Below are 23,349 nucleotides of genomic sequence, written 5' to 3'. Positions count from 1 at the left end.
GACCCTCGGAGTAGCGTCGGGCGTGTGACCCTAACGCCGCGTGAGTTCGACATCGTCCTGTACGGCGCGACTGGATTTGTTGGGAAGCTGACCGCCGAGTACCTGGCGCGGGCTGGGGGAGATGCGCGAATCGCGCTGGCAGGCAGGTCGAGCGAACGCTTACTCGCCGTTCGCAACATGCTCGGGGAATCCGCGCGGTCCTGGCCGGTGCTGACCGCGGACGCCGGATCGCAGACCACGCTCAACGAGATGGCCGCCCGCACCCGGGTTGTCATCACCACGGTAGGGCCGTATACGCGCTACGGGCTGCCGCTGGTGGCCGCGTGTGCCGCCGCCGGCACCGATTACGCCGACCTGACCGGCGAGGCGATGTTCGTGAGGGAAGCCATCGACCTGTACCACAAGCAGGCCGCCGACACCGGTGCCCGTATCGTGCACTCTTGCGGATTCGACTCGGTCCCTTCGGATCTGAGCGTGTACGCGCTGTACCGCGCGGCACGGGACGGCAGCGCGGGCGAGTTGACAGACACCAACTTCGTGGTGCGCTCGATGTGGGGCGGGGCATCCGGCGGCACCATCGCCTCGTTGCTGGAAATAATGAGCACCGCCTCGCGCGACCCTGACGCGCGCCAGCGGATGGCCGACCCGTACACGCTGAGCAGCGACCGTGCCGCAGAGCCCGAGCTGGGCGCGCAGCCTGATCTGCCATTGCGTCGCGGTCGGCAACTTGCGCCCGAACTGACGGGCTTGTGGACAGCAGGGTTCCTGATGGCGCCCTTCAACACCCGGATCGTACGACGCAGCAACGCGTTACTTGACTGGGCGTACGGAAAGCGATTCCGCTACACCGAAACCCTGAGCGTAGGGTCGTCGCCGGTGGCGCCCGTGGCGGCGGCCATCGTCACCGGGTTCGGCAACGCGATGTTCGGGTTGGGCAACCGTTATTTCCGGCTGCTACCTCGCCGGCTGGTGGAGCGCGTTGTGCCCAAACCCGGCACCGGTCCGAGCGCGAGGACTCGGGAGCGCGGCTACTACCGCGTCGAGACGTATACCACCACGACCACCGGTGCACGCTATATGGCGCGCATGGAACAGCGCGGCGACCCCGGCTACAAGGCGACCTCGGTGCTGTTGGGTGAGTGCGGTCTTGCGCTCGCGCTCGACCGCGACAAGCTCTCCGAATTGCATGGTGTGCTGACGCCCGCCGCCGCGATGGGTGATGCGTTGCTGGCACGCTTCCCGGCCGCGGGTGTGTCGCTGCGGACCGAGCGGCTGAACTGATCCGTTCCTTCGCAGGGGTGTCGCCCGCGGCCGTGTGAGTCTAGTGTCGTAGGTGACCTGGCTTACATCCCAGCATCACAACCCAGCAATGAAGGTGGGTGAACCGATGGCCGGTCTTGACGATTTGTACGCCCAGATTCCCACGGCTGAAATAGCCAATAAGCTCGGCGCTGGCGAAGGTGAGGTTGAAGCCGCGGTTCACACGCTGGTGCCGGTGCTGTTGAGCGGACTGCAGCAGAACTCCCAAGATCCCGAACACGCCGGCAGGATCGTGTCCGCCGCCAGTGGCCACGCCGACCGCGGCCTGCTCGACGCCGGCTTAGACCAGGTTGACGAGGGCGACGGGCACCAGGCGGTTGCGACGCTTTTCGGCGGCAATGACACCAACCAGGTGGCATCGGCGCTGGCCGATGGCGGGGCCGGCGATAGTGAGTTGCTCAAGCGGTTGCTGCCGGTCCTGGTCCCGATCGTGTTGGCGTACATCGGAAAACGGCTTAGCTCCACCGGCGCGGCGGAGAGTTCCGCCTCGCAGGAAAAGGCGTCAGGCGGCCTGGGTGAAGTGCTGGGCAGCATCCTTGGTGGCTCGGGCGACAAATCGTTGGGGAGCATCCTGGGCAGCGTCCTGGCAGGCAAGGGCGGCAAGGGCGGTGCGCTTGGGGACATCCTGGGCGGTTTGCTCGGCGGAAAGAAATAGCAAGCGCGGCAACGTGATTGCGTCTAGCTCGTCGTTATCGGGGAATGCGTTCGGCTTGAGCTGGCCGGACTGGTTAACGAGAGGGATCGAGAGGGAACGCTATGCAAGACACGCTGACTGAAGGACAGAAGCTGGTGCGGGGGGAATCGCTGGTTTCTCACAACGGGGCCTACACCCTCACCCTGCAAGAGGATGGCAACCTGGTGCTGGCCTCCCGTGGTACGCCGCTGTGGGCCACGTCGACCAACGGCCAGGATGTGGTGCGTGCCGAAGTGCAGCGCGACGGAAACTTCGTCGTCTACACGGCAGACAAACCCGTCTGGCACACCGACACAAAGGGCAAGAAGGACGTCAAACTCGTGCTTCAGGATGACCGCAACCTGGTGCTCTACGCGGCTGATGGCCCGGCATGGTCGACGCATACGGAGACTGATGCCCCGCCGCCCGAGCCCGCTGCCGCGGAGCAAGCCGCTGCCGCCGAGTCGGCCCAGCCGGTCGAGCAAGCCGCACCAGGGCTAACCGCAGAAGCCGTCTCGGAGACCGAGGCTGCGCCGGAGCCGGCCGCGCCGGAACCCGCCGCGCGGACCTACACCGTCGTTTCGGGTGACACCTTGTGGGCCATCGCGGAGCGCTTCTACGGCGATGGCAGCAAATACCAGGTAATTGCCGATGCCAGCGGCATTCCGAATCCGGACTTGATCTACCCCGGCCAGGTGCTCACGATACCTTGATCGCGAGTCCTTAACCGCCGGATCACCTGCGGATTCGGGCGCTTACACGCCGGTAGGCGGCGGTTCCTAGAATTGACCGGTGACCGCCAGCCACCGCCCCACCGACGACCAGCTGCCCAAGTCGTGGGATCCGGCCGCGATGGAGGGCGCGATCTACCAGAAGTGGCTGGAAGCCGGCTACTTCACCGCGGACCCGAGCAGTAGCACGCCCCCGTATTCGATCGTGCTGCCACCTCCCAACGTGACCGGCAGCCTGCACATGGGCCACGCGCTGGAACACACCATGATGGACGCCCTGACCCGCCGCAAGCGCATGCAGGGCTACGAGGTGTTGTGGCAACCGGGTACCGACCATGCCGGTATTGCCACCCAAAGTGTGGTGGAAAAGCAGCTCGCCGTCGACGGCAAAACCAAGGAGGACTACGGCCGGGAGCTGTTCGTCGACAAGGTTTGGGACTGGAAACGCGAGTCCGGCGGAGCCATCGGCGGCCAGATGCGCCGCCTCGGTGACGGAGTGGACTGGAGCCGCGACCGATTCACCATGGACGAGGGCCTGTCGCGCGCGGTGCGGACGATCTTCAAGCGGCTCTACGACGCCGGGCTGATCTATCAGGCCGAGCGCCTGGTCAACTGGTCACCGGTGCTGGAGACGGCGATCTCGGATCTCGAGGTCAACTATCAGGACGTCGAGGGCGAGTTGGTGTCGTTCCGGTACGGCTCGCTCGACGACTCGCAACCACACATCGTGGTCGCCACCACCCGGGTTGAGACGATGCTGGGCGACACCGCGATCGCGGTCCATCCCGACGACGAGCGCTACCGCCATTTGGTCGGCACCAGCTTGCCCCATCCCTTTGTGGACCGGGAGCTGATCGTCGTCGCCGACGATCACGTAGATCCCGAATTCGGCACCGGCGCAGTCAAAGTCACACCCGCTCATGACCCGAACGACTTCGAAATCGGGATGCGCCACCAATTGCCAATGCCTTCGATCCTGGACACCAAGGGCCGGATCGTGGACACCGGAACGCAATTCGACGCCATGGACCGCTTCGAAGCTCGGGTCGCGGTGCGCGAGGCTCTCGCGGCGCAGGGCCGGGTCGTCGAGGAGAAGCGCCCCTACTTGCATAGCGTCGGACACTCCGAGCGCAGCGGCGAGCCGATCGAGCCACGGCTGTCACTGCAGTGGTGGGTCAGGGTGGAGTCGCTGGCAAAGGCCGCCGGCGATGCGGTGCGCAACGGGGACACCGTGATTCACCCCGCCAGCCTGGAACCACGCTGGTTCGCCTGGGTCGACGACATGCACGACTGGTGCATCTCTCGGCAGCTGTGGTGGGGTCACCGCATCCCGATCTGGTACGGACCCGATGGTGAGAAAGTCTGCGTCGGCCCTGATGAAACGGCCCCGGAGGGTTGGGAACAGGACCCCGACGTTCTGGACACCTGGTTCTCGTCGGCGCTGTGGCCCTTCTCCACGTTGGGCTGGCCGGACAAGACCGCGGAGCTGGAAAAGTTTTACCCGACAAGCGTTCTGGTCACCGGTTACGACATCCTGTTTTTCTGGGTCGCGCGGATGATGATGTTCGGCACCTTCGTCGGCGGTGACGACGCCATTACGCTGGACGGCCGCCGGGGTCCGCAAGTGCCGTTCACCGACGTGTTCCTGCACGGGCTGATCCGCGACGAGTTCGGCCGAAAGATGAGCAAGTCCAAGGGCAACGTGATCGATCCACTGGACTGGGTGGAAAAGTTCGGCGCCGATGCGTTGCGGTTCACGTTGGCCCGCGGCGCCAGTCCGGGCGGGGATTTGGCCGTCAGCGAGGATGCCGTGCGGGCGTCGCGCAATTTCGGCACCAAGCTTTTCAACGCTACCCGCTACGCACTGATGAACGGTGCCGCGCTGGCACCGTTGCCGGAACAGGCCGAATTGACCGACGCCGATCGCTGGATTCTGGGACGGTTGGAAGAGGTTCGTGCCGAGGTTGATTCGGCGTTCGACTCCTATGAGTTCAGCCGCGCCTGCGAGTCGCTCTACCACTTCGCGTGGGACGAGTTCTGCGACTGGTATGTCGAACTTGCCAAGACGCAACTTGCCGACGGGCTCGCCCACACCACTGCCGTCCTGGCCGCGGGACTCGACACACTGTTGCGGTTGCTGCACCCGGTGATCCCATTCATCACCGAGGCGCTGTGGCAGGCGCTGAGTGGCCAAGAGTCTCTGGTTATCGCCGAGTGGCCACAGTCTTCGGGCATGGTGCTGGACCCGGTTGCCGCGCAACGGATTAGCGACATGCAGAAGCTGGTCACCGAGGTGCGGCGGTTCCGCAGCGATCAAGGCCTGGCGGACCGGCAGAAGGTGCCGGCCCGGCTGTCCGGTGTCGACGCCGCCGATCTGAGCGCTCAGGTGCCCGCCGTGACATCGCTGGCGTGGCTCACCGCACCGGGGCCGGATTTCCGCCCGTCGGTGTCATTAGAGGTGAGACTCGGCCCCAAGATGAACCACACGGTCGTCGTCGAACTCGACACCTCCGGCGCCATCGACGTGGCCGCGGAGCGGCGTCGTCTCGAAAAGGACTTGGCCGCAGCGCAAAAGGAGCTTGCGTCAACGGCAGCCAAACTGGCCAGCGCGGACTTTCTAGCCAAGGCGCCGGAGGCCGTCGTCGCCAAAATCCGCGACCGTCAGCGGCTGGCGCAAGAGGAAACCGACCGGATACACGCCAGACTGGCCGCGCTGCAATGAATTTCGAGGCGTTCGACCCGCCGGAGCCCCGTCGTGGTACCGACGTGGCTCCAACTCCGGACGAGATCGCTTCGCTATTGCAGGTCGAACATCTGCTGGACCAGCGCTGGCCGGAGACCCGGATCGAACCGAGTCTCACCCGAATTAGTGCGCTGATGGACCTGCTCGGTTCGCCGCAACGCAACTACCCGTCGATCCACATCGCCGGCACGAACGGCAAAACCTCGGTGGCGCGAATGGTCGACGCGTTGGTGACCGCCCTGCATCAGCGCACCGGACGAACCACCAGCCCACACCTGCAGTCGGCGGTGGAACGCATTTCGATCGACGGCAAACCCATCAGCCCGGCGCAGTACGTAGCGACGTACCGGGAGATCGAGCCGTTCGTGCAGATGATCGACCAGCAGTCGCAGGCCGCCGATGGACCGGCGATGAGCAAGTTCGAGGTGCTCACCGCGATGGCGTTCGCCGCGTTTGCGGACGCGCCCGTCGACGTCGCGGTGGTCGAGGTAGGCATGGGCGGGCGCTGGGACGCCACTAACGTGATCAATGCGCCGGTGGCGGTCATCACGCCGATCAGCGTCGACCACGTCGAATACCTTGGTGACACCATCGCGCAGATCGCCGGTGAGAAGGCGGGCATCATCGCTCGAGCGCCTGGCGGTTCGCCGGACACGGTCGCGGTGATCGCGCGTCAGGCGCCCGAGGCCATGGAGGTGCTGTTGGCCCAGTCGGTTCGCGCCGAAGCGGCGGTCGCCCGCGAGGATTCGGAGTTCGCCGTGTTGGGCCGACAGGTCGCAGTCGGTGGGCAGGTGGTGCAACTACAAGGCCTCGGCGGAGTGTACTCGGACATCTACCTGCCGCTACACGGCGAACACCAAGCGCATAACGCGGCAGTCGCACTTGCCGCGGTCGAGGCGTTGTTCGGCGCGGGTGCCCAGCGTCAGCTCGACGTCGATGCTGTCCGAGCCGGTTTTGCCGCCGTCACCAGTCCAGGACGACTGGAACGCATGCGCAGCGCGCCAACGGTGTTCATCGACTCCGCGCACAATCCGGCCGGGGCGAACGCGCTGGCGCAGGCACTGGCCGCCGAGTTCGACTTCCGAATGCTGGTCGGTGTGCTCAGTGTCATGGCCGATAAGGACGTGGACGGAATCCTCTCCGCGCTGGAGCCGGTGTTCGATTCCGTCGTCGTGACCCACAATGGATCACCGCGTGCGTTGGATATCGAGGCACTCGCATTGGCGGCCGAGGAACGGTTTGGCCCCGACCGGGTGACTCCCGCCGCGAACCTGCGCGATGCCATTGACGCTGCGACCGCGCTGGTCGATGCCGCCGCTGAGGAAGGCGACGCGTTCTCGGGTACCGGGATTGTCATCACCGGTTCGGTGGTCACCGCTGGCGCTGCTCGCACACTGTTCGGTCGTGACCCGCAATGACTGATCAGCCGGGACAGGCGCGCGACTCTGGTGAACCGGCGCCGCCGGCCGACCCCTGGAAGAGTTTTAGTGCGGTGATGGCCGCGACGCTTCTGTTGGAGGCGATCGTGGTGCTACTGGCGATACCGGTAGTGGGCGCGGTAGGTGGCGGGTTGAGCCCGGTATCGCTGAGTTATTTGATCGGGCTTGCCGCAGTTTTGGTTCTCCTTGCCGGCCTGCAGCGCAGATCCTGGGCGATCTGGGTGAACCTTGGCGTTCAGCTCGTGCTGGTATCCGGCTTCGCCGTCTACCCCGGTGTCGGCGTGATGGGTGTGTTGTTCGCCGCGTTATGGGCACTGATTGCGTATTTTCGTGCCGAGGTTCGGCGACGCCAGGAACGCGGCTTCTCGCCGCCGCCCTGAGCGGACGGCTTTCTCGGACAGGTTTCGCCTTGGCAGCCGTAGGCATTTATTGTTGTGCACCGTGACCGAACGGACCCTGGTATTGATCAAGCCTGACGGTGTCGAACGTCAGTTGATAGGCGAGATCATTAGGCGCATCGAGCAAAAGGGCCTCACCATCGCGGCGCTGGAGCTCAGGAAGGTCAGCGATGAGCTGGCCAGCCGTCATTACGCCGAACACGAGGGCAAGCCGTTTTTCGGATCGCTGCTGGAGTTCATTACCTCGGGATCGGTGGTGGCGGCGATTGTTGAGGGACCGCGAGCGATCGCCGCGTTTCGGCAGCTCGCCGGGGGCACCGACCCGGTGAACCAGGCCACGCCGGGCACCATCCGGGGTGATTTCGGTCTGCAAACGCAATTCAATCTGGTGCACGGCTCTGATTCGGCCGAGTCTGCCCAGCGCGAGATCGCGCTCTGGTTTCCCGGCGTTTAGCGCCGCAAAGCGGGCTCCTGCGGTTGATTGCGGGGCAGCCAGCTAAGGCGAGAGTGAACCCGCACGGCGATGTGGGATACTGGCTGCGGGTGAACGTCGCCGAACCGGCGTCAGACACCCGAATGAAGACTTAGACAAGCGCGACCATCGCCAACCCGCGATGCGGCGCGGCATGTCGAGCCGTCATTCAGTACGGCGCCGAGTGTGTTCTTCCCAGAGCCGCTCGGGGCGAGACCATCACAAGCTCGGGAGAAGTAACCCGGGCACATAGCGAAGCCCTCGCGTGGCCGCGTCGATAGGACGCGCCCGGGGGCTTGAGGAGAATACGTGGTAGACGATGCCCTATCTTCAAACCCAGCAAACGAGTCGACCCAGGACGACGAACTGCCGGACCGCCGCATGCGAGTCCATCAGCTCGCCCGAGCGCTAGGTAACACCACCAGTGAGGTGCTGGAAGCGCTCAGCGAGCTCAACGTGCAGATTCGCAATGTGCACTCCGGTGTGGACCCTGAAGATGCACTGCGGGTACGTGATCTGCTATTCGCCAAACCCTTAGAGCACATCCCGGGCTTCGGCAGTCCAGCGCCTACCGCAGTCGCGGAACCCGAGTCGCGGGCGCCGGAGACGGCCATAGAGCGGCCGCACTACATGCCGCTGTTTGTTTCTCCGCAACCGGTCGCAGCCGATGAGGACGCTGGCGACGACTCCGCCGCCGACGATGCCGACGACTTCGGAGCAGACGACGAGCAGACCGATCGCCCGGCCAACAGGCGGCGGCGTCGTGGCCGCCGGGGACGTGGTCGTGGACGGGGTGAGCAGGGCGGATCTGATGGTCAGGGTCAGGATGACGACGGCGACGGCCAAGCTGACCAGCGGCCACGAGCGGAATCCGCCGAATCCGAATACGTCGATGGCAGCGACTCCGAAGATAACGACAACGGCGAGGAAGAGAACGGTTCGGCGGAAGGCGGCAATCGTCGTCGGCGCCGCCGGCGGCGCCGGAAGTCGACTGCTGGCGAAGATAACGACGACGGGCCGGCGCCCGACGATCCGCCCAACACCGTTGTGCACGAACGTGCGCCGCGCGCCGGTAAGTCCGGCGACTCGGACAGCGGCGAGGGCGGTGGCACCGAGATCAAGGGCATCGACGGCTCGACTCGGCTCGAAGCCAAGCGGCAGCGCCGCCGCGACGGGCGCGACGCCGGACGGCGCCGCCCACCGGTGTTGAGCGAGGCCGAGTTCCTGGCCCGTCGCGAGGCCGTCGAGCGGGTAATGGTGGTACGCGACAGAGTCCGCACCGAGCCACCGCACCCAGGCGAGCGATACACCCAAATCGCGGTGCTCGAAGACGGCATCGTGGTGGAACACTTTGTAACCTCCGCCGCCTCTGCCTCTCTGGTGGGCAACATCTACCTCGGCATCGTGCAGAACGTGCTGCCGTCGATGGAAGCTGCGTTCGTCGACATCGGCCGTGGCCGCAACGGCGTGCTATATGCCGGTGAGGTCAATTGGGAAGCCGCGGGACTGGGCGGGGCCGACCGCAAGATCGAACAGGCCCTCAAACCCGGCGACTATGTCGTCGTCCAGGTCAGCAAGGATCCGGTCGGGCATAAAGGCGCGCGGCTGACCACGCAGGTGTCGCTGGCGGGTCGCTACCTGGTTTATGTGCCGGGTGCGTCGTCGACGGGAATCAGTCGCAAGCTGCCCGACACCGAACGCCAACGGCTTAAGGAGATCTTGCGCGAGGTGGTGCCGCCCGACGCGGGCGTCATCATTCGCACCGCGTCCGAGGGTGTCAAAGAAGAGGACATCCGCGCTGACGTCGGCCGGCTGCAGGAGCGCTGGAACCAGATCGAGGCCAAGGCAGCCGAGACCAAGGAGAAGGCCGCGGGTGCCGCGGTGGCCCTCTACGAGGAACCCAACGTTCTGGTCAAGGTGATTCGTGACCTGTTCAACGAGGACTTCGCCGGGCTCATCGTCTCCGGAGACGAAGCTTGGAACACCATCAATGAGTACGTCAATTCCGTTGCCCCCGATCTGGTTTCGAAGCTGAGCAAGTACGAACAGGCCGCGGGTGCCGAGGGGGAGACCGGACCGGATGTGTTCGCGGTGCATCGCATCGACGAGCAACTGGCCAAGGCGATGGACCGCAAGGTATGGCTGCCGTCCGGCGGCACGCTGGTGATCGACCGGACCGAAGCGATGACGGTGATCGACGTCAACACGGGCAAGTTCACCGGGTCCGGGGGCAACCTCGAGCAGACGGTCACCAAGAACAACCTGGAGGCGGCCGAGGAAATCGTGCGACAGCTGCGGCTGCGCGATATCGGCGGCATCGTGGTCATCGACTTCATCGATATGGTGCTGGAGTCCAACCGCGATTTGGTGTTGCGTCGGCTGACGGAATCGCTGGCCCGCGACCGCACCCGTCATCAGGTGTCCGAGGTGACGTCGCTGGGCCTGGTACAGCTGACCCGCAAGCGGTTGGGAACGGGTCTGATCGAGGCATTCTCGACATCGTGTCCCAACTGCACCGGTCGCGGGATCTTGCTGCACGCCGACCCTGTCGATTCGGCCGCGGCGACCGGACGCAAGTCTGAATCGGGTGGACGCCGGGGTCGCCGGTCGAAAAAGACCCGAGCCGAAGAACCGGCGGTGGTCAAGGTTCCGGTACACGCTCCGGGCGAGCATCCGATGTTCAAGGCGATGGCCGCGGGGTCGTTGGCTGATCGCGGTGACGAGGAAGCCGACGTCGCCGTCAAGGAGTTCGCCGAGGAGCTCGCGGAGGAGCTCGACGAGCAGACCGAAGGGGAGCTTCCCGCTGACCTCGACGACACCGAAGACTTCGAGGACGCCGAGGACGCCGAGGACGCTGAGGACACCGACGAAGACGAGGACGAGCTCGACGACGACGGGGAGGACCTCGATGATGACGACGACCTCGACGTCGACGAAGACCTCGACCTAGAGGACGACCTCGACGAGTCGGACGTCGATGACGAAGGCTCCGACACCGACATCGCGGAAAGTGCGGACGGCCCCGGCATGCGCGGCGAGGCCGCGTTGGCTCCCGAGCCCTCCCGCCGTCGGCGTGCGGCGGGCAGGCCTGCGGGGCCGCCGATCCACGTCGACTGAGCCTGCATGCGGTTCTACCGTGTTCAGCGGAGTGGCGCTTGTGTCAGATCATGTTCAGGCATTTGCGGAATCTGTGACTCCTTGGATGGATCGTGGCTATATTCGTCTGCTTAGCAGCAGTGTTTAGCGACGACCCGATCGAGCGTTGGTTTGCGGGTGGTTGGCCAAGCTCTACGCGCGGGAGGAGCTTTGCAATGGGCTTTGTGGTGTTACCGCCGGAGGTCAATTCCGCTCTTTTGCATCTCGGCGCGGGATCCGGGCCGCTTCTGGAGGCGGCAGTTGCTTGGGACGGGTTGGCCGTCGAACTGCAGTCCGCGGCCATTTCGTTCGCGTCTGTGACCTCGGCAGTGGTGGGTGAGTCTTGGCGGGGTGGGGCGTCGCTGTCAATGGCCGCTGTGGCTGCGCCCTATGTGGCGTGGTTGAGCGCCTCGGGGACGCTGGCGGAGGCAGCCGCTGGTCTGGCTCGGGCGGCAGCTGGGGTGTTTGAGGAGACGCAGGCGGCGATGGTGCATCCGGGCGTGGTTGCGGCAAATCGTGTTCGGCTGGTGTCGCTGGCGTTGTCGAATCTGTTGGGGCAGAACGCCCCGGCGATCGCGGCGGCCGAAGCCGAGTACGAGCTGATGTGGGCCCAGGATGTGGCTGCGATGGTTGGCTATCATGGTGCAGCTTCGGCGGTCGCCGCGCAGGTGACGCCGTGGCAGCGGTTGCTCCAAACCTTGTCGTGGCCGGTGGGTAACCAGGGCGTCTTCAACGTGGGTAGCGGAAACAACGGTTACTTCAACCTGGGCAACGGGAACACGGGTAGCGGAAACCTCGCCGGCGGAAATCTCGGTGACTTCAACTTGGGCAGCGGAAACTTTGGCGGTGGAAATGTCGGCAGCGGAAACGGCGCATTCTTCATAGTTACCCCCAGGTCACGGAGCTATCTGAATTTCGGTAACGGAAACTACGGAGTGCTTAACTTCGGTAGCGGCAACTCCGGAGGATTGAGTCTAGGCGGTGGCAATGTCAGCGTTCTCAGCGTGGGCTTCGGAAACAACGGTCTGCTTTACTTTGGATTCGGAAGTGGGAAAGCGGGCGACTTCTTAAACGTTGCCATTTTTGGCAGTGGGAGTTCTGGTCAATTTATTGTGGGAAATGGAACCTCGGGCGTTGCATGCATCGGTAATGGAAACTCGGGTTGGTTCAATTTTGGCGATGCAAATCTGGGTAATAACAATATTGGCAGTGGGAACCATGGCAGCGTAAATCTGGGATTCGCAAATGCTGGTAGCTATAATCTTGGTTTCGCGAACACCGGGAACAGTAACATTGGTTTAGCAAACACCGGTAACAATAATATCGGCATTGGGCTCACCGGCAATAATCAGATCGGATTCGGCGGCCTGAACTCGGGCGTGGGTAACAGCGGTTTGTTTAACTCTGGCCAAGGCAATTCTGGCTTTTTTAATGCGGGTTTCGGCAACCACGGCGCGGGAAACTCGGGTCAAGAAAACTTGGGTGCCCTAAACTCGGGGTTCGTAAACACTGGGCTTGGGAACTCGGGCAGCGGGAGCTCGGGTTCGCTTTTCGGAAACTGGGGCCTCTTTAATTCGGGCGCCGACAACGTCGGCAGCTTCAACTCGGGCAATACAAACACCGGTTCCTTTAACTCGGGAAGCATCAATACCGGTTCCGGAAACTCGGGCAGTTTAAATACCGGCTTCGGAAACAGCGGCGATCTTAACACGGGTAATTTCAATTCAGGCGTTAATAATACGGGTGATTACAACGCGGGTTATGGCAACACCGGTAATGGAAACGCGGGTAGTTACAATACGGGTAACTATAATTCAGGCAACTTCAACACCGGCAGCGGGAATGCGGGTTTCGTTAACACGGGTGACAATAACTCGGGCAACACCAACACTGGCGGCGGTAACTCCGGTTCCATTAATACCGGTGACTTCAACTCGGGCGCCCTCAACACAGGTACCGGTAACACGGGTAATGGTCCCGGGCCAAATTCCGGCCAGGGGAACGTCGGTACGGGGAACTCCGGTTTCAATAACAATAACGTTGCAGGGCTAGGCAATTCGGGTAGTGGTAACTTTGGTTCTGAAACCTCGGGGTCCGGCAACAATGGCGGTTCGACTTCTGGCACCGGAAACGGCTCGAGCTTTAATTCGGGTCAGAATAATTCGGGGCTGGCGAGCTCGGGCACCGGAAACACGAGTGAGCTGAGCTCGGGCAGCGGAAACTCGGGCGGTTCCTTGAATTCGGGTAGCGCTAACAATGGCAGCCGCAACTCTGGCGGCGGCAACACGGGTGACGGCCACTCGGGGTACGGACATTCGTAACGGGCCAGCTGAGCTGCAGGTCAGCTAGCCACGGGCCCCTTCGGAGGTTTCCGCTCGGCGCAAGCTCTTTGGCCCGGCGGCATTCAGGATGAGTCAACGCCGGTTGTAATGCCTCAGATCAAGATGCCCGCGAAAATTAGTCAATGCCTCACATAAGAATGCCCGCGAAACCGAGGGGCGGTTCGGCTGGCCTTGATCCGGACGCCTTTGCGGATGTCGGGCAGGGCGGTGCGGATGCTGGCCAGGTAGAGCTGCTCGGTTTTCTGCTTGGCTAGCAGGACAAGCCGGTTCTGCAGGTCGGCGATCTCACGGCCGATCTCCGCGGGGTTGAGGCTGTCACGGTAGGCGATCAACTCGGCCCGCTGAGCCGGGGAGAGCACCTGGGCGGCCAGCAGCCGGTCCAGCGGCGTTTGCGGGGCGTCGTAGCAGCGTCGGCGGCGCCCGTCGGCAGTGCTGGTGTATCCGATGGGTTTGATGGTCGGAGTCAGGTAGTTGAGCCGGTCATTGACCAGGCGCCATAGGCGGTTGAGCACAGCGCGTTCTTCGGGCGTGTCGTAGCGGTAGTAGAACGCGTACTTGCGGACCAGGTGGTTGTTCTTCGACTCGATAGTGGCCTGGTCGTTCTTCTTGTACGGGCGCGAGCGGGTGAAGTAGATCCCTTTGTCTCCGGCCCAGTTAATCACTGGTTTGTTGAGAAACTCGGTGCCGTTGTCAAAGTCCAAACCTGTTACCGCGTAAGGAATCTCGATGACAGCTTTACGCAGCGCGGCCAGCACATGGGTGTGGGCATTGTTGCGCATCGTGCGGGTGAACACCCACCCGGTGTGCACATCGGTCAGATTCAAGGTGCGGGCGAACTCCCCTTTGAGGGTCGGCCCACAATGGGCGACGGTATCACCCTCGAAGAACCCCGGCTCCGTGTCCACCTCATCCCCAGCTCTGCGGACCTTGATCGAATTCCGCAGCAGCGGTGAGGGTTTCGTTGTCGACACACCCGATATCTGATCCTTGGCCTTCGCGGTCTTCAGATAACGATCGATGCTGGCCGCACTCATCGCCAGCAGTTCCTGGCGCACTTTGGGACTGTAGCGGTCACGCCCGAACACCAACTCGCCGTGCCGTTGCAACCCGTCGAGCTGCAACGCCATCGAGGCGGCCAGGTACTTCCCGCACTGCCCACCCGAAGCGGCCCACACCCTCTGCAGCACCTTCAACGCGTCATAGGAGTACTTCGGGGTCCGCGGCTTACGGGGCCGTGCAGCGACCCCGCGGCCCGTCCCGGCCCGCCGTTTCGCCGCTCCTGTAAGCCGCCGGCGGGCGTTATCGCGTGACCAGTCCGTCACCGACATCACTTGATCCAAAATCAGCCCCTTGTCCTTTTTCGACGCCTTCACATACGCCTTGGCGTACTTCGTGGTGATCTCGCCCCGAGACGCCATCGACAACCCACTTCCCATGCCTGACGAGGGTCACCATTTCGCGGGCATTCTTATCTGAGGCACCGAGGGTGTTTCGCGGGCAGTTTTCGTGAGTCAAGCCGCCGGTTTGACCCTGTAGGCCCTGGTCACGTAGCCTGGGTGAGTTGTCGACAGGCTGTTCAGCCGGTGACAGCGGGGCTCGGCTGGTTCGTTAGGCTCGGACCCGCGGCCCCCAAGACCCACCACGCGCACCGCCGGTTGCCCGCGCGCAACGCACCGAGCAACGGCTGACCAGAGTTAAGGCAGGAGCAACGATGGCGACCTACGCAATCGTCAAGACCGGCGGCAAGCAGTACAAGGTTGCTGTCGGCGACGTGGTGAAGGTCGAGAAGCTCGAATCCGAGCCCGGGGCGAAGGTGTCGTTGCCGGTCGCTCTGGTCGTCGACGGCGCCAAAGTCACCACCGACGCCAAGGCCCTGGCCAAGGTCGCGGTGACCGGCGAGGTGCTCGAACACACCAAGGGCCCCAAGATCCGGATCCACAAGTTCAAGAACAAAACCGGCTACCACAAGCGCCAGGGGCATCGTCAGCAGCTGACGATCCTGAAGGTCACCGGCATCAAATAGCGGAGGCGACAGACATGGCACACAAGAAGGGCGCTTCCAGCTCGCGTAACGGTCGCGATTCCGCCGCTCAGCGGCTAGGCGTCAAGCGGTTCGGCGGCCAGGTAGTCAAGGCCGGCGAGATCCTGGTCCGCCAGCGCGGCACCAAATTCCATCCGGGCGTCAACGTCGGGCGCGGTGGCGATGACACCTTGTTCGCCAAGGCGGCCGGGGCGGTGGAGTTCGGCGTCAAGCGCGGACGTAAGACCGTGAGCATCGTCGGCGGCGCCGGACAGGCGACCGACTGAGGGTCGCGAGCGTGCACTCACCGCGGGAATTCGAGGCAAATCTCGCGCTGGCTGCACGTTCGGCGAAGGGGACAGCTGAGAGGGACCTCGATGCCTCGGTTCGTCGATCGGGTCGTCATCCACACGAGAGCGGGTTCCGGCGGTAACGGCTGCGCTTCGGTCCATCGCGAGAAATTCAAGCCGCTGGGCGGTCCCGACGGCGGCAACGGCGGCCGGGGCGGCAGCATCGTATTCGTGGTCGATCCGCAAGTGCACACGCTGCTGGATTTCCATTTCCGTCCGCACATCACGGCGCCGTCAGGCAAGCAGGGGATGGGCAACAACCGTGACGGCGCCGCCGGCGCGGACTTGGAAGTCAAGGTTCCGGACGGCACCGTGGTGCTGGACGAAAATGGCCGGCTGCTGGCAGACCTGGTTGGCGCGGGCACTAGGTTTGAAGCCGCTGCCGGTGGCCGGGGCGGACTGGGCAATGCCGCGCTGGCATCACGCGCCCGCAAGGCGCCCGGCTTCGCCCTGCTCGGTGAGCCGGGGCAGTCCCGCGATCTCACGCTGGAGCTCAAGACCGTCGCAGACGTCGGCTTGGTAGGGTTCCCATCGGCCGGAAAATCCTCTCTGGTGTCCGTGATTTCGGCGGCCAAGCCGAAGGTTGCCGACTATCCGTTCACCACCCTGGTCCCCAACCTCGGCGTTGTCTCGGCCGGCGAGCACGCGTTCACCGTCGCCGATGTTCCCGGTTTGATCCCGGGCGCGTCGCAGGGCCGCGGTCTGGGCCTTGATTTCCTGCGGCACATCGAGCGTTGCGCGGTGCTGGTGCATGTCGTGGACTGCGCCACGGGTGAGCCGGGCCGCGACCCGATCTCCGACATCGACGCGCTGGAAGCAGAACTCGCGGCCTACACGCCCACGCTGCGCGGGGACGCGACGCTGGGCGACCTTGCGGAGCGGCCGCGTGCGGTGGTGCTCAACAAGATTGACGTCCCCGAGGCGCGCGAGCTTGCTGAGTTCGTCCGCGACGAGATCGCCGAAAGTGGCTGGCCGGTGTTCTGCGTGTCGACCGTTACCCGGGAAAACCTGCAGCCCTTGATCTTCGGGCTGTGGCAGATGGTCTCCGAATACAACGCCGCGCGGCCAGAACCGGTGCCGCGCCGGCCGGTGCTTCGTCCGGTGCCCGTGGACGACAGCGGATTCACGGTCCAGCCGGACGGGGAGGGCGGCTTCGTGGTCACCGGCGCCCGGCCCGAGCGGTGGATCAGCCAGACCAACTTCGACAACGACGAAGCGGTCGGCTATCTGGCCGACCGCCTGGCTCGCCTGGGCGTCGAGGAGGAACTGCTGCGACTCGGCGCCAAACCCGGCTGCGCGGTGACCATCGGCGAGATGACCTTCGACTGGGAGCCACAAACCCCCGCCGGAGATCACGTCGCGATGTCCGGCCGCGGCAGCGATGCGCGGCTGGAACGCAACGAGCGGGTCGGTGCCGCCGAACGCAAGGCGGCCCGGCGGCAGCGCCGGGAACGCGGTCCTCAAAACGGTGGAGTCTGATGACCACCTCGCACCGGGAAAGCGTCCGCACCGCCCGCAGTCTCGTCGTCAAAGTCGGGACCACGGCGCTGACCACGGCAACGGGAATGTTCGACGCCAGCCGGCTGGCCGGGCTGGCCGACGCCATCGAGGCGCGCATGAAGGCCGGCTCCGACGTCGTCATCGTGTCCTCGGGCGCTATCGCCGCCGGCATCGAACCGCTCGGATTATCCCGTCGCCCAAATGATTTGGCTACCAAGCAGGCTGCGGCCAGCGTCGGCCAGGTCGCGCTGGTGAATTCGTGGAGCGCGGCGTTCGCCCGGTATGGCCGCACCGTGGGCCAGGTGCTGTTGACCGCACACGATATTTCGATGCGAGTGCAGCACACCAATGCCCAGCGCACCCTGGACAGGTTGCGGTCGCTGCATGCGGTGGCGATTGTCAACGAGAACGACACGGTGGCCACCAACGAGATTCGCTTCGGTGACAACGACCGCCTTTCGGCGTTGGTGGCCCATTTGGTGGGTGCGGACGCCCTAGTCCTGCTGTCTGACATCGACGGCCTCTACGACTCTGATCCGCGAAAGAAGGCCGGCGCCCGGTTTATTCCCGAGGTGTCCGGGCCGGCGGATCTGGCGGGTGTAATCGCCGGCCGCAGTAGCCATTTGGGTACCGGTGGCATGGCGTCGAAGGTGTCGTCGGCGTTGCTGGCCGCCGATGCCGGGGTGCCGGTGCTGTTGGCGCCGGCCGCCGATGCCGCGACCGCGCTCACTGACGCGTCGGTGGGGACGGTGTTTGCCGCCCGCTCCGAGCGCATGTCGGCGCGCCGGTTCTGGGTGCGTTACGCCGCCGAGTCTGCGGGTTCGCTGACGCTGGACGCGGGCGCGGTGCGCGCCGTCGTGCGGCAACGCCGCTCGCTGCTGCCGGCGGGTATCACGGCGGTGTCGGGCCGGTTTTTCGGCGGCGACGTCGTCGAATTGGTGGGACCGGACGCGGCCATGGTCGCCCGTGGCGTGGTTGCCTACGACGCGACCGAACTTGCCGGCATGATGGGCCGGTCCACGTCCGAGTTGCCCGGCGAGATGCGCCGGCCCGCGGTGCACGCCGACGACCTGGTTGCGGTGTGCGCAGCGCGGTGATGTGCGCGTCGTAACGGGTCAGCTGGGAAAGCCGAGGTTGCCCTGTTGACCGGTTGTGCCCTGGTCGCCGGCTAGGTTGCCTAGCTGCCCTGCTCCTGCTAGCCCGAAGTTGCGATGGTTTTGACTGAGTATTGGTGGTCTGAACTGACAATATGGGCGTTGTTGTGTGCTCATATGTAGTCACGAATAGATGCGTGTCGTTTCTATCAATGCAGCGGAATCCAGCTATGATTCTTGGTGTGCCACGCAATACCGGCAAAGCTCACGTAGTCAGAGTTAAGAAGACTCACGTGGATAAGCAAGGCCACGAGCGCGTCTATGAGTCTGTACTGTTGCGCCGCACCTACCGAGACGGGGCCAAGGTGCGCAACGAGACCGTGGCCAACCTGTCGATGCTGCCGCCGCAGGCCGTCGATGCGATCGAGGCGACGCTGAAGGGCCACACGCTGGTGCCGGCCGGCTCCGAGTTCAGCAAGTCCCGGTCGCTGCCACACGGGGACGTGGCGGCGGTGGCCGCGATGGCGCGCAAGCTCGAGCTGGCCGCAGTGCTGGGCCCGCCGTGCCGAGCCCGCGATATCGTGCTCGCGTTGATCATCTCGCGGGTGGTGCGGCCCAAGTCGAAGCTGTCCACCCTGTCGTGGTGGCCCAACACCACCCTCGGCGTCGATTTGGGGGTGGCCGAGGCCTCCACCGACGAGATCTACGCCGGGATGGACTGGCTGGCCGACCGACAGGATAGGATCGAAAAGAAGCTGGCGGCAAAGCATTTAAACGAGTCGGTGAACCCGGGCCGGATGGCGTTGTTCGACCTGACTTCCTCGTGGGTGACCGGCCGATGCTGCGAGCTGGCCGCGCGCGGCTACTCCCGCGACGGCAAGAAGGGCTGCGAGCAGATCGAATACGGGGTGCTCACCGACCCTGAGGGCCGCCCGGTCGCGGTGCGCGTGTTTTCCGGTGCCACCGCCGACCCGACCGCGTTCACCCAGATCGTGCAGGTGATCAAGGACAAGCTCGCCATCCAGCGGCTGGTGCTGGTCGGCGATCGCGGCATGATCACCACCGCCCGCATCGACGCGCTGCGCGAACTCAACGACAACCCCGACACCCCAACCGCCTTCGATTGGATCACCGCGCTACGCGCACCCGCGATCGCCAAACTCGCCCGCGACGACGGGCCGCTGCAGATGAGCCTGTTCGATACCCAGGACCTCGCCGAGATCACCCACCCCGACTACCCCGGTGAACGGCTGATCGCCTGCCGCAACCCCGCCCTGGCCGCCGAACGTGCCCGCAAACGCCACGACCTGCTGGCTGCCACCGAGAAGGAACTGGCCCACATCGCCCAACGCGTCACCAAAGCCACCCTGTCCGGCGCCGACAAGATCGGCATCGCAGTCGGCAAGGTCAGCGGAAAATTCAAGGTGGGCCAGCTCTTCCACCTCACGATCACCGACACCGAGTTCACCTACCACCGCGACCAGGCCGCCATCGACGCCCAAGCCGCCCTCGACGGCATCTACGTGCTGCGCACCAGCGTCAACACCAAGGTCCTCGACCCCGCCGCCGTGGTGGAGGGTTACAAAAACCTCGCCAACATCGAACGCGACTTTCGCATCATCAAGACCGACGACCTCGACCTACGCCCCATCCACCACCGCCTCGAGGACCGCGTCAAAGCCCACGTGCTGATCTGCATGCTGGCCTGCTACCTCATCTGGCACCTGCGCAAGGCCTGGGCGCCACTGACATTCACCGACGAAACACCGCCGCATCGGGACAACCCCGTCGCCCCCGCGCAGCGCTCCCCAGCCGCACACGCCAAAGCCTCCACCAAACACGACGCGGCTGGCAACCCGGTACGAAGCTTCCGCGACCTGCTCAATCACCTGGCCACCCTCACCCGCGACCGGATCCGCTACCACCAGACCAACATCGAAATCGACAAACTCACCGAGCCCACCCCCACCCAGCGCCGCGCCTTCGACCTCATTGACGCTCCGATCCCCCTCACCATCGCCGCGTAGCCAGAACCACCACCCACCCAAACCAGCCAATCCCCAGGTCAACCAGGGAATTCACCTAGTTCAACAACCTTAACTTCGGGCTAGCGCCGGGGTATCGCCGAAAGTGCTTCCCGCAACTCGTTGGCCAGCAGTACCAGCAACTCCGAACACCCGCCGTCGACCTTGACGGTGGCCAAGTCGTCGCCGCGGGTGCGGCCCCGGTTGACGATCGCGATGGGGATGCCGAGTGCCGCGGCGTGACGCACGAATCGGTAGCCAGAGAACACGGTCAGCGACGAGCCCGCGACCAACAGCGCGTCAGCTTGGTCGACAAGTGAATAAGCTTGAGCCACACGCTCTTTGGGAACGGTTTCGCCGAAGTACACGATGTCGGGCTTGAGCATGCCGGCGCAGGACGGGCAGTCGAGACAGCGGAACGAGGCGGTATCGGCGACTACGGCGTCCGCGTCCGGCGCCACCGCCAGCCCGCCAACGGCCTCGGCGCGCTCGATGAATCCCGGGTTGAGTGCCTCGAGCCGTTCGGCCAGCGCGGCTCGGCTGATGGTGTAGCTACAGGTCAAGCACGTCACCTGCGCGTAGCTGCCGTGCAGGTTGACCACATTTGCGCTGCCCGCCTTGGTGTGCAGCAGGTCAACGTTTTGGGTGATCACGCCGGTCACCAGGCCGGCGTGCTCGAGCGCGGCCAGCGCCCGATGCCCGGCATTTGGCTGGGTGTCGTCCATGTGCCGCCAGCCAACGTGATTGCGTGCCCAGTACCGCTGCCGGAACACCGGATCTGAGGTGAACTGGCGGATGGTCATGGGGTTGCTGGGCGGCGAATCGGGGCCACGGTAGTCCGGAATGCCCGAGTCGGTGGAGATCCCCGCGCCGGTCAACACGGCGATGCGGCGACCGGTCAGCACCGCGACAAGTTCGGGCGAATCCACAAGCCGAGCATAGGGGCCTTGGCGGAAAATTCGGCGTCTGGGCCCGGCCACGCAACAATAGAGGGCGATGAGCTTCTATTCCGCATACCAGCACGGGTTCGTGCGCGTCGCCGCATGCACGCACCACACCACGATTGGTGACCCCGCGGCCAATGCCGCAGCGGTCCTGGGACTGGCGCGCGAGTGCCACGACGACGGCGTGGCGCTGGCCGTCTTTCCCGAGCTGACGCTGTCGGGCTACTCCATCGAGGACATCCTGCTGCAGGATGCCCTGCTGGACGCCGTCGAAGCAGCGCTGCGCGAGATCGTCGCCGCGTCCGCCGGGCTACTACCGGTTTTGGTGGTCGGCGCGCCACTGCGCCACGGGCACCGTATCTACAACACCGCTGTCGTCATCCATCGCGGTGTCGCGCTCGGGGTGGCCCCCAAGTCGTACTTGCCCACCTATCGGGAGTTTTACGAGCATCGTCAGATTGCGCCCGGAGACGACGAGCGTGGCACCATTCGTGTCGGCGCCACCGAGGTTCCATTCGGCCCGGACCTGCTGTTCGCCGCGTCGGACCTGCCCGGATTGGTGTTGCACGTCGAAATCTGTGAGGACATGTTCGTCCCGGTGCCGCCCAGCGCGGAGGCCGCGCTGGCGGGTGCGACGGTGCTCGCTAACCTGTCCGGCAGCCCGATCACCATCGGTCGTGCCGAGGACCGCTGCCTGCTTGCACGCTCGGCGTCGGCAAGGTGTCTGGCCGCCTACGTCTATGCCGCCGCGGGCGAGGGTGAGTCCACGACCGACCTGGCGTGGGACGGTCAGACGATGATCTGGGAGAACGGGGTGTTGCTCGCGCAATCCGAACGCTTCCCCCGGGGAGAGCGCCGTTCGGTTGCCGACGTCGACATCGAGTTGCTGCGATCGGAGCGGCTGCGCATGGGCACCTTCGACGACAACCGGCGTCACCACCGGGCGTTGGCGGATTCGTTCCGCCGCATCGAGTTTCGGCTCGATCCACCCACCAGCGATATCGGACTGTTTCGCAATGTTGAGCGGTTCCCCTTCGTCCCGGCCGATCCGCAACGGCTGCAACAGGATTGCTACGAGGCCTACAACATCCAGGTGTCGGGACTGGAGCAGCGGCTGCGCGCACTGGACTACCCGAAGGTCGTCATCGGGGTGTCCGGGGGGCTGGACTCAACACACGCGCTGATCGTCGCGGCCCGCGCCATGGACCGCGAAAGCCGTCCGCGTAGCGACATTCTGGCGTTCACGCTGCCCGGATTCGCCACCGGCGAGCGCACCAAGAACAACGCGATCAAGTTGTCACGCGCGCTGGGTGTCACCTTCTCCGAGATCGACATCCGCGACACCGCCAAACTGATGTTTCACGAGATTGGTCATCCATTCGGGCGTGGCGAGAAGGTGTATGACGTCACCTTCGAAAACGTTCAGGCCGGCCTGCGTACCGACTATCTCTTCCGGTTGGCCAACCAGCGCGGCGGCATCGTGCTAGGCACGGGTGACCTGTCCGAGCTGGCGCTGGGCTGGTCGACGTACGGTGTCGGCGACCAGATGTCGCACTACAACGTCAACGCTGGGGTGCCCAAGACGCTGATCCAGCACCTGATCCGGTGGGTCATCGCGGCGGGGGAGTTCGATGAAAACGTGAGCGAGGTGCTGCAGTCGGTGCTGGACACCGAGATCACTCCCGAGCTGGTGCCGACCGGTGAAGAGGAAGAACTGCAAAGCAGCGAGGCGAAGGTGGGACCCTATGTCCTGCAGGACTTTTCACTGTTCCAGGTATTACGGTACGGCTTCCGGCCGTCCAAGATCGCATTCTTGGCCTGGCACGCCTGGAGCGACCCGGACCGCGGCACCTGGCCGCCCGGCTTCCCCGAGAACAAACGACCGTCCTATGCACTGGCCGAGATCCGGCATTGGCTGCAGGTTTTCGTCCAGCGGTTCTACTCGTTCAGCCAATTCAAGCGATCGGCCCTGCCGAACGGGCCCAAGGTGTCACATGGAGGCTCGTTGTCGCCGCGGGGGGATTGGCGCGCCCCGTCGGACATGTCCGCGCGGATTTGGCTCGACGAAATCGAACGCGACGTGCCCGAAAGTTAGGGTTTGCGCCGAACGTCGAATTGTTGGGCTGGAACCGCCGGATGCGCAACGACAAGTCGACGTTCGACG

17 protein-coding genes are annotated in these 23,349 nt (G+C 64.6%); 15 read left to right on the top strand and 2 right to left on the bottom strand.

Annotation, left to right across the window (positions count from 1 at the left end; all coding sequences use genetic code 11):
- The first annotated feature begins 24 nt into the window (after positions 1–24).
- The 9 genes from AADZ78_RS18285 to AADZ78_RS18245 all read left to right on the top strand — a co-directional run bounded on the left by AADZ78_RS18285 (position 25) and on the right by AADZ78_RS18245 (position 13,232).
- Positions 25–1,281 (top strand): saccharopine dehydrogenase family protein, encoded by a 1,257-nt coding sequence (locus tag AADZ78_RS18285; protein WP_085249497.1) that lies wholly within the window; start codon positions 25–27, stop codon positions 1,279–1,281.
- Between the two features lie 106 nt (positions 1,282–1,387).
- Entirely contained in the window at positions 1,388–1,975 is a 588-nt protein-coding gene (locus AADZ78_RS18280; RefSeq protein WP_085249541.1) for a DUF937 domain-containing protein, read from the top strand.
- Between the two features lie 101 nt (positions 1,976–2,076).
- A complete protein-coding gene (locus AADZ78_RS18275; protein WP_085249496.1) occupies positions 2,077–2,706 on the top strand; it encodes a LysM peptidoglycan-binding domain-containing protein in 630 nt (209 codons plus the stop codon).
- Positions 2,707–2,785: 79 nt separating this feature from the next.
- The gene (locus tag AADZ78_RS18270; RefSeq protein ID WP_085249495.1) at positions 2,786–5,446 is read left to right on the top strand and encodes a valine--tRNA ligase; all 2,661 of its coding nucleotides are present in this window, start codon (positions 2,786–2,788) and stop codon (positions 5,444–5,446) included.
- A complete protein-coding gene (gene folC, locus AADZ78_RS18265; protein WP_085249494.1) occupies positions 5,443–6,885 on the top strand; it encodes a bifunctional tetrahydrofolate synthase/dihydrofolate synthase in 1,443 nt (480 codons plus the stop codon). The genes AADZ78_RS18270 and folC overlap by 4 nt, the downstream gene beginning before the upstream one ends.
- Positions 6,882–7,286, top strand: coding sequence for a DUF4233 domain-containing protein (locus tag AADZ78_RS18260; protein ID WP_085249493.1), 405 nt, complete (start codon positions 6,882–6,884; stop codon positions 7,284–7,286). Before folC ends, AADZ78_RS18260 begins: the two co-directional genes overlap by 4 nt.
- Before the next feature lie 61 nt (positions 7,287–7,347).
- Positions 7,348–7,758 (top strand): nucleoside-diphosphate kinase, encoded by a 411-nt coding sequence (gene ndk / locus AADZ78_RS18255; RefSeq protein WP_085249492.1) that lies wholly within the window; start codon positions 7,348–7,350, stop codon positions 7,756–7,758.
- A 327-nt stretch (positions 7,759–8,085) separates the two neighbouring features.
- Positions 8,086–10,893 carry an Rne/Rng family ribonuclease gene (locus AADZ78_RS18250; RefSeq protein WP_085249491.1) on the top strand — a complete coding sequence of 936 codons (2,808 nt, stop codon included), beginning with the start codon at positions 8,086–8,088 and terminating at the stop codon, positions 10,891–10,893.
- Positions 10,894–11,087: 194 nt separating this feature from the next.
- A complete protein-coding gene (locus AADZ78_RS18245; RefSeq protein ID WP_085249490.1) occupies positions 11,088–13,232 on the top strand; it encodes a PPE family protein in 2,145 nt (714 codons plus the stop codon).
- Between the two features lie 140 nt (positions 13,233–13,372).
- Here AADZ78_RS18245 and AADZ78_RS18240 read toward each other — a convergent pair whose 3' ends face one another.
- A complete protein-coding gene (locus AADZ78_RS18240) occupies positions 13,373–14,671 on the bottom strand; it encodes an integrase catalytic domain-containing protein (RefSeq protein WP_204080106.1) in 1,299 nt (432 codons plus the stop codon).
- Between the two features lie 293 nt (positions 14,672–14,964).
- On the opposite strand from AADZ78_RS18240, the gene rplU reads away from it, so the two are divergent.
- From rplU to AADZ78_RS18215, 5 genes are all read left to right on the top strand, one after another.
- A complete protein-coding gene (gene rplU, locus AADZ78_RS18235; protein WP_085253212.1) occupies positions 14,965–15,276 on the top strand; it encodes a 50S ribosomal protein L21 in 312 nt (103 codons plus the stop codon).
- A 14-nt stretch (positions 15,277–15,290) separates the two neighbouring features.
- Positions 15,291–15,560 (top strand): 50S ribosomal protein L27, encoded by a 270-nt coding sequence (gene rpmA, locus AADZ78_RS18230; protein ID WP_085253213.1) that lies wholly within the window; start codon positions 15,291–15,293, stop codon positions 15,558–15,560.
- A gap of 90 nt (positions 15,561–15,650) precedes the next feature.
- On the top strand, positions 15,651–17,102 hold the full coding sequence (obgE, locus tag AADZ78_RS18225; protein ID WP_085253214.1) for a GTPase ObgE: 1,452 nt from the start codon (positions 15,651–15,653) through the stop codon (positions 17,100–17,102).
- On the top strand, positions 17,102–18,220 hold the full coding sequence (gene proB, locus AADZ78_RS18220; RefSeq protein WP_085253215.1) for a glutamate 5-kinase: 1,119 nt from the start codon (positions 17,102–17,104) through the stop codon (positions 18,218–18,220). Before obgE ends, proB begins: the two co-directional genes overlap by 1 nt.
- Before the next feature lie 227 nt (positions 18,221–18,447).
- Positions 18,448–20,244, top strand: a complete 1,797-nt coding sequence (locus tag AADZ78_RS18215) for an IS1634 family transposase (RefSeq protein WP_420873311.1) — start codon at positions 18,448–18,450, stop codon at positions 20,242–20,244.
- A gap of 80 nt (positions 20,245–20,324) precedes the next feature.
- On the opposite strand, the gene AADZ78_RS18210 is transcribed toward AADZ78_RS18215, so the two are convergent.
- A complete protein-coding gene (locus AADZ78_RS18210) occupies positions 20,325–21,170 on the bottom strand; it encodes an NAD-dependent protein deacetylase (RefSeq protein ID WP_085250757.1) in 846 nt (281 codons plus the stop codon).
- Positions 21,171–21,237: 67 nt separating this feature from the next.
- Between AADZ78_RS18210 and AADZ78_RS18205 the strand changes: the two genes are divergently transcribed.
- The gene (locus AADZ78_RS18205; RefSeq protein ID WP_085250756.1) at positions 21,238–23,280 is read left to right on the top strand and encodes an NAD(+) synthase; all 2,043 of its coding nucleotides are present in this window, start codon (positions 21,238–21,240) and stop codon (positions 23,278–23,280) included.
- The last annotated feature ends 69 nt before the right edge of the window (positions 23,281–23,349 follow it).

Origin of the sequence: Mycobacterium riyadhense (genome assembly GCF_963853645.1) — a bacterium.
In the GTDB taxonomy this organism is placed as follows: domain Bacteria; phylum Actinomycetota; class Actinomycetes; order Mycobacteriales; family Mycobacteriaceae; genus Mycobacterium; species Mycobacterium riyadhense.
This window is presented reverse-complemented; position numbering and strand designations above follow the sequence as displayed.

Coding starts and splice junctions, on each gene's coding strand:
- obgE (WP_085253214.1), top strand. CDS start 15,651: ATGCCTCGGTTCGTCGATCGGGTCGTCATCCACACGAGAGCGGGTTCC.
- rplU (WP_085253212.1), top strand. CDS start 14,965: ATGGCGACCTACGCAATCGTCAAGACCGGCGGCAAGCAGTACAAGGTT.
- AADZ78_RS18260 (WP_085249493.1), top strand. CDS start 6,882: ATGACTGATCAGCCGGGACAGGCGCGCGACTCTGGTGAACCGGCGCCG.
- folC (WP_085249494.1), top strand. CDS start 5,443: ATGAATTTCGAGGCGTTCGACCCGCCGGAGCCCCGTCGTGGTACCGAC.
- AADZ78_RS18280 (WP_085249541.1), top strand. CDS start 1,388: ATGGCCGGTCTTGACGATTTGTACGCCCAGATTCCCACGGCTGAAATA.
- AADZ78_RS18245 (WP_085249490.1), top strand. CDS start 11,088: ATGGGCTTTGTGGTGTTACCGCCGGAGGTCAATTCCGCTCTTTTGCAT.
- AADZ78_RS18275 (WP_085249496.1), top strand. CDS start 2,077: ATGCAAGACACGCTGACTGAAGGACAGAAGCTGGTGCGGGGGGAATCG.
- AADZ78_RS18240 (WP_204080106.1), bottom strand. CDS start 14,671: ATGGCGTCTCGGGGCGAGATCACCACGAAGTACGCCAAGGCGTATGTG.
- proB (WP_085253215.1), top strand. CDS start 17,102: ATGACCACCTCGCACCGGGAAAGCGTCCGCACCGCCCGCAGTCTCGTC.
- rpmA (WP_085253213.1), top strand. CDS start 15,291: ATGGCACACAAGAAGGGCGCTTCCAGCTCGCGTAACGGTCGCGATTCC.
- AADZ78_RS18205 (WP_085250756.1), top strand. CDS start 21,238: ATGAGCTTCTATTCCGCATACCAGCACGGGTTCGTGCGCGTCGCCGCA.
- AADZ78_RS18215 (WP_420873311.1), top strand. CDS start 18,448: ATGATTCTTGGTGTGCCACGCAATACCGGCAAAGCTCACGTAGTCAGA.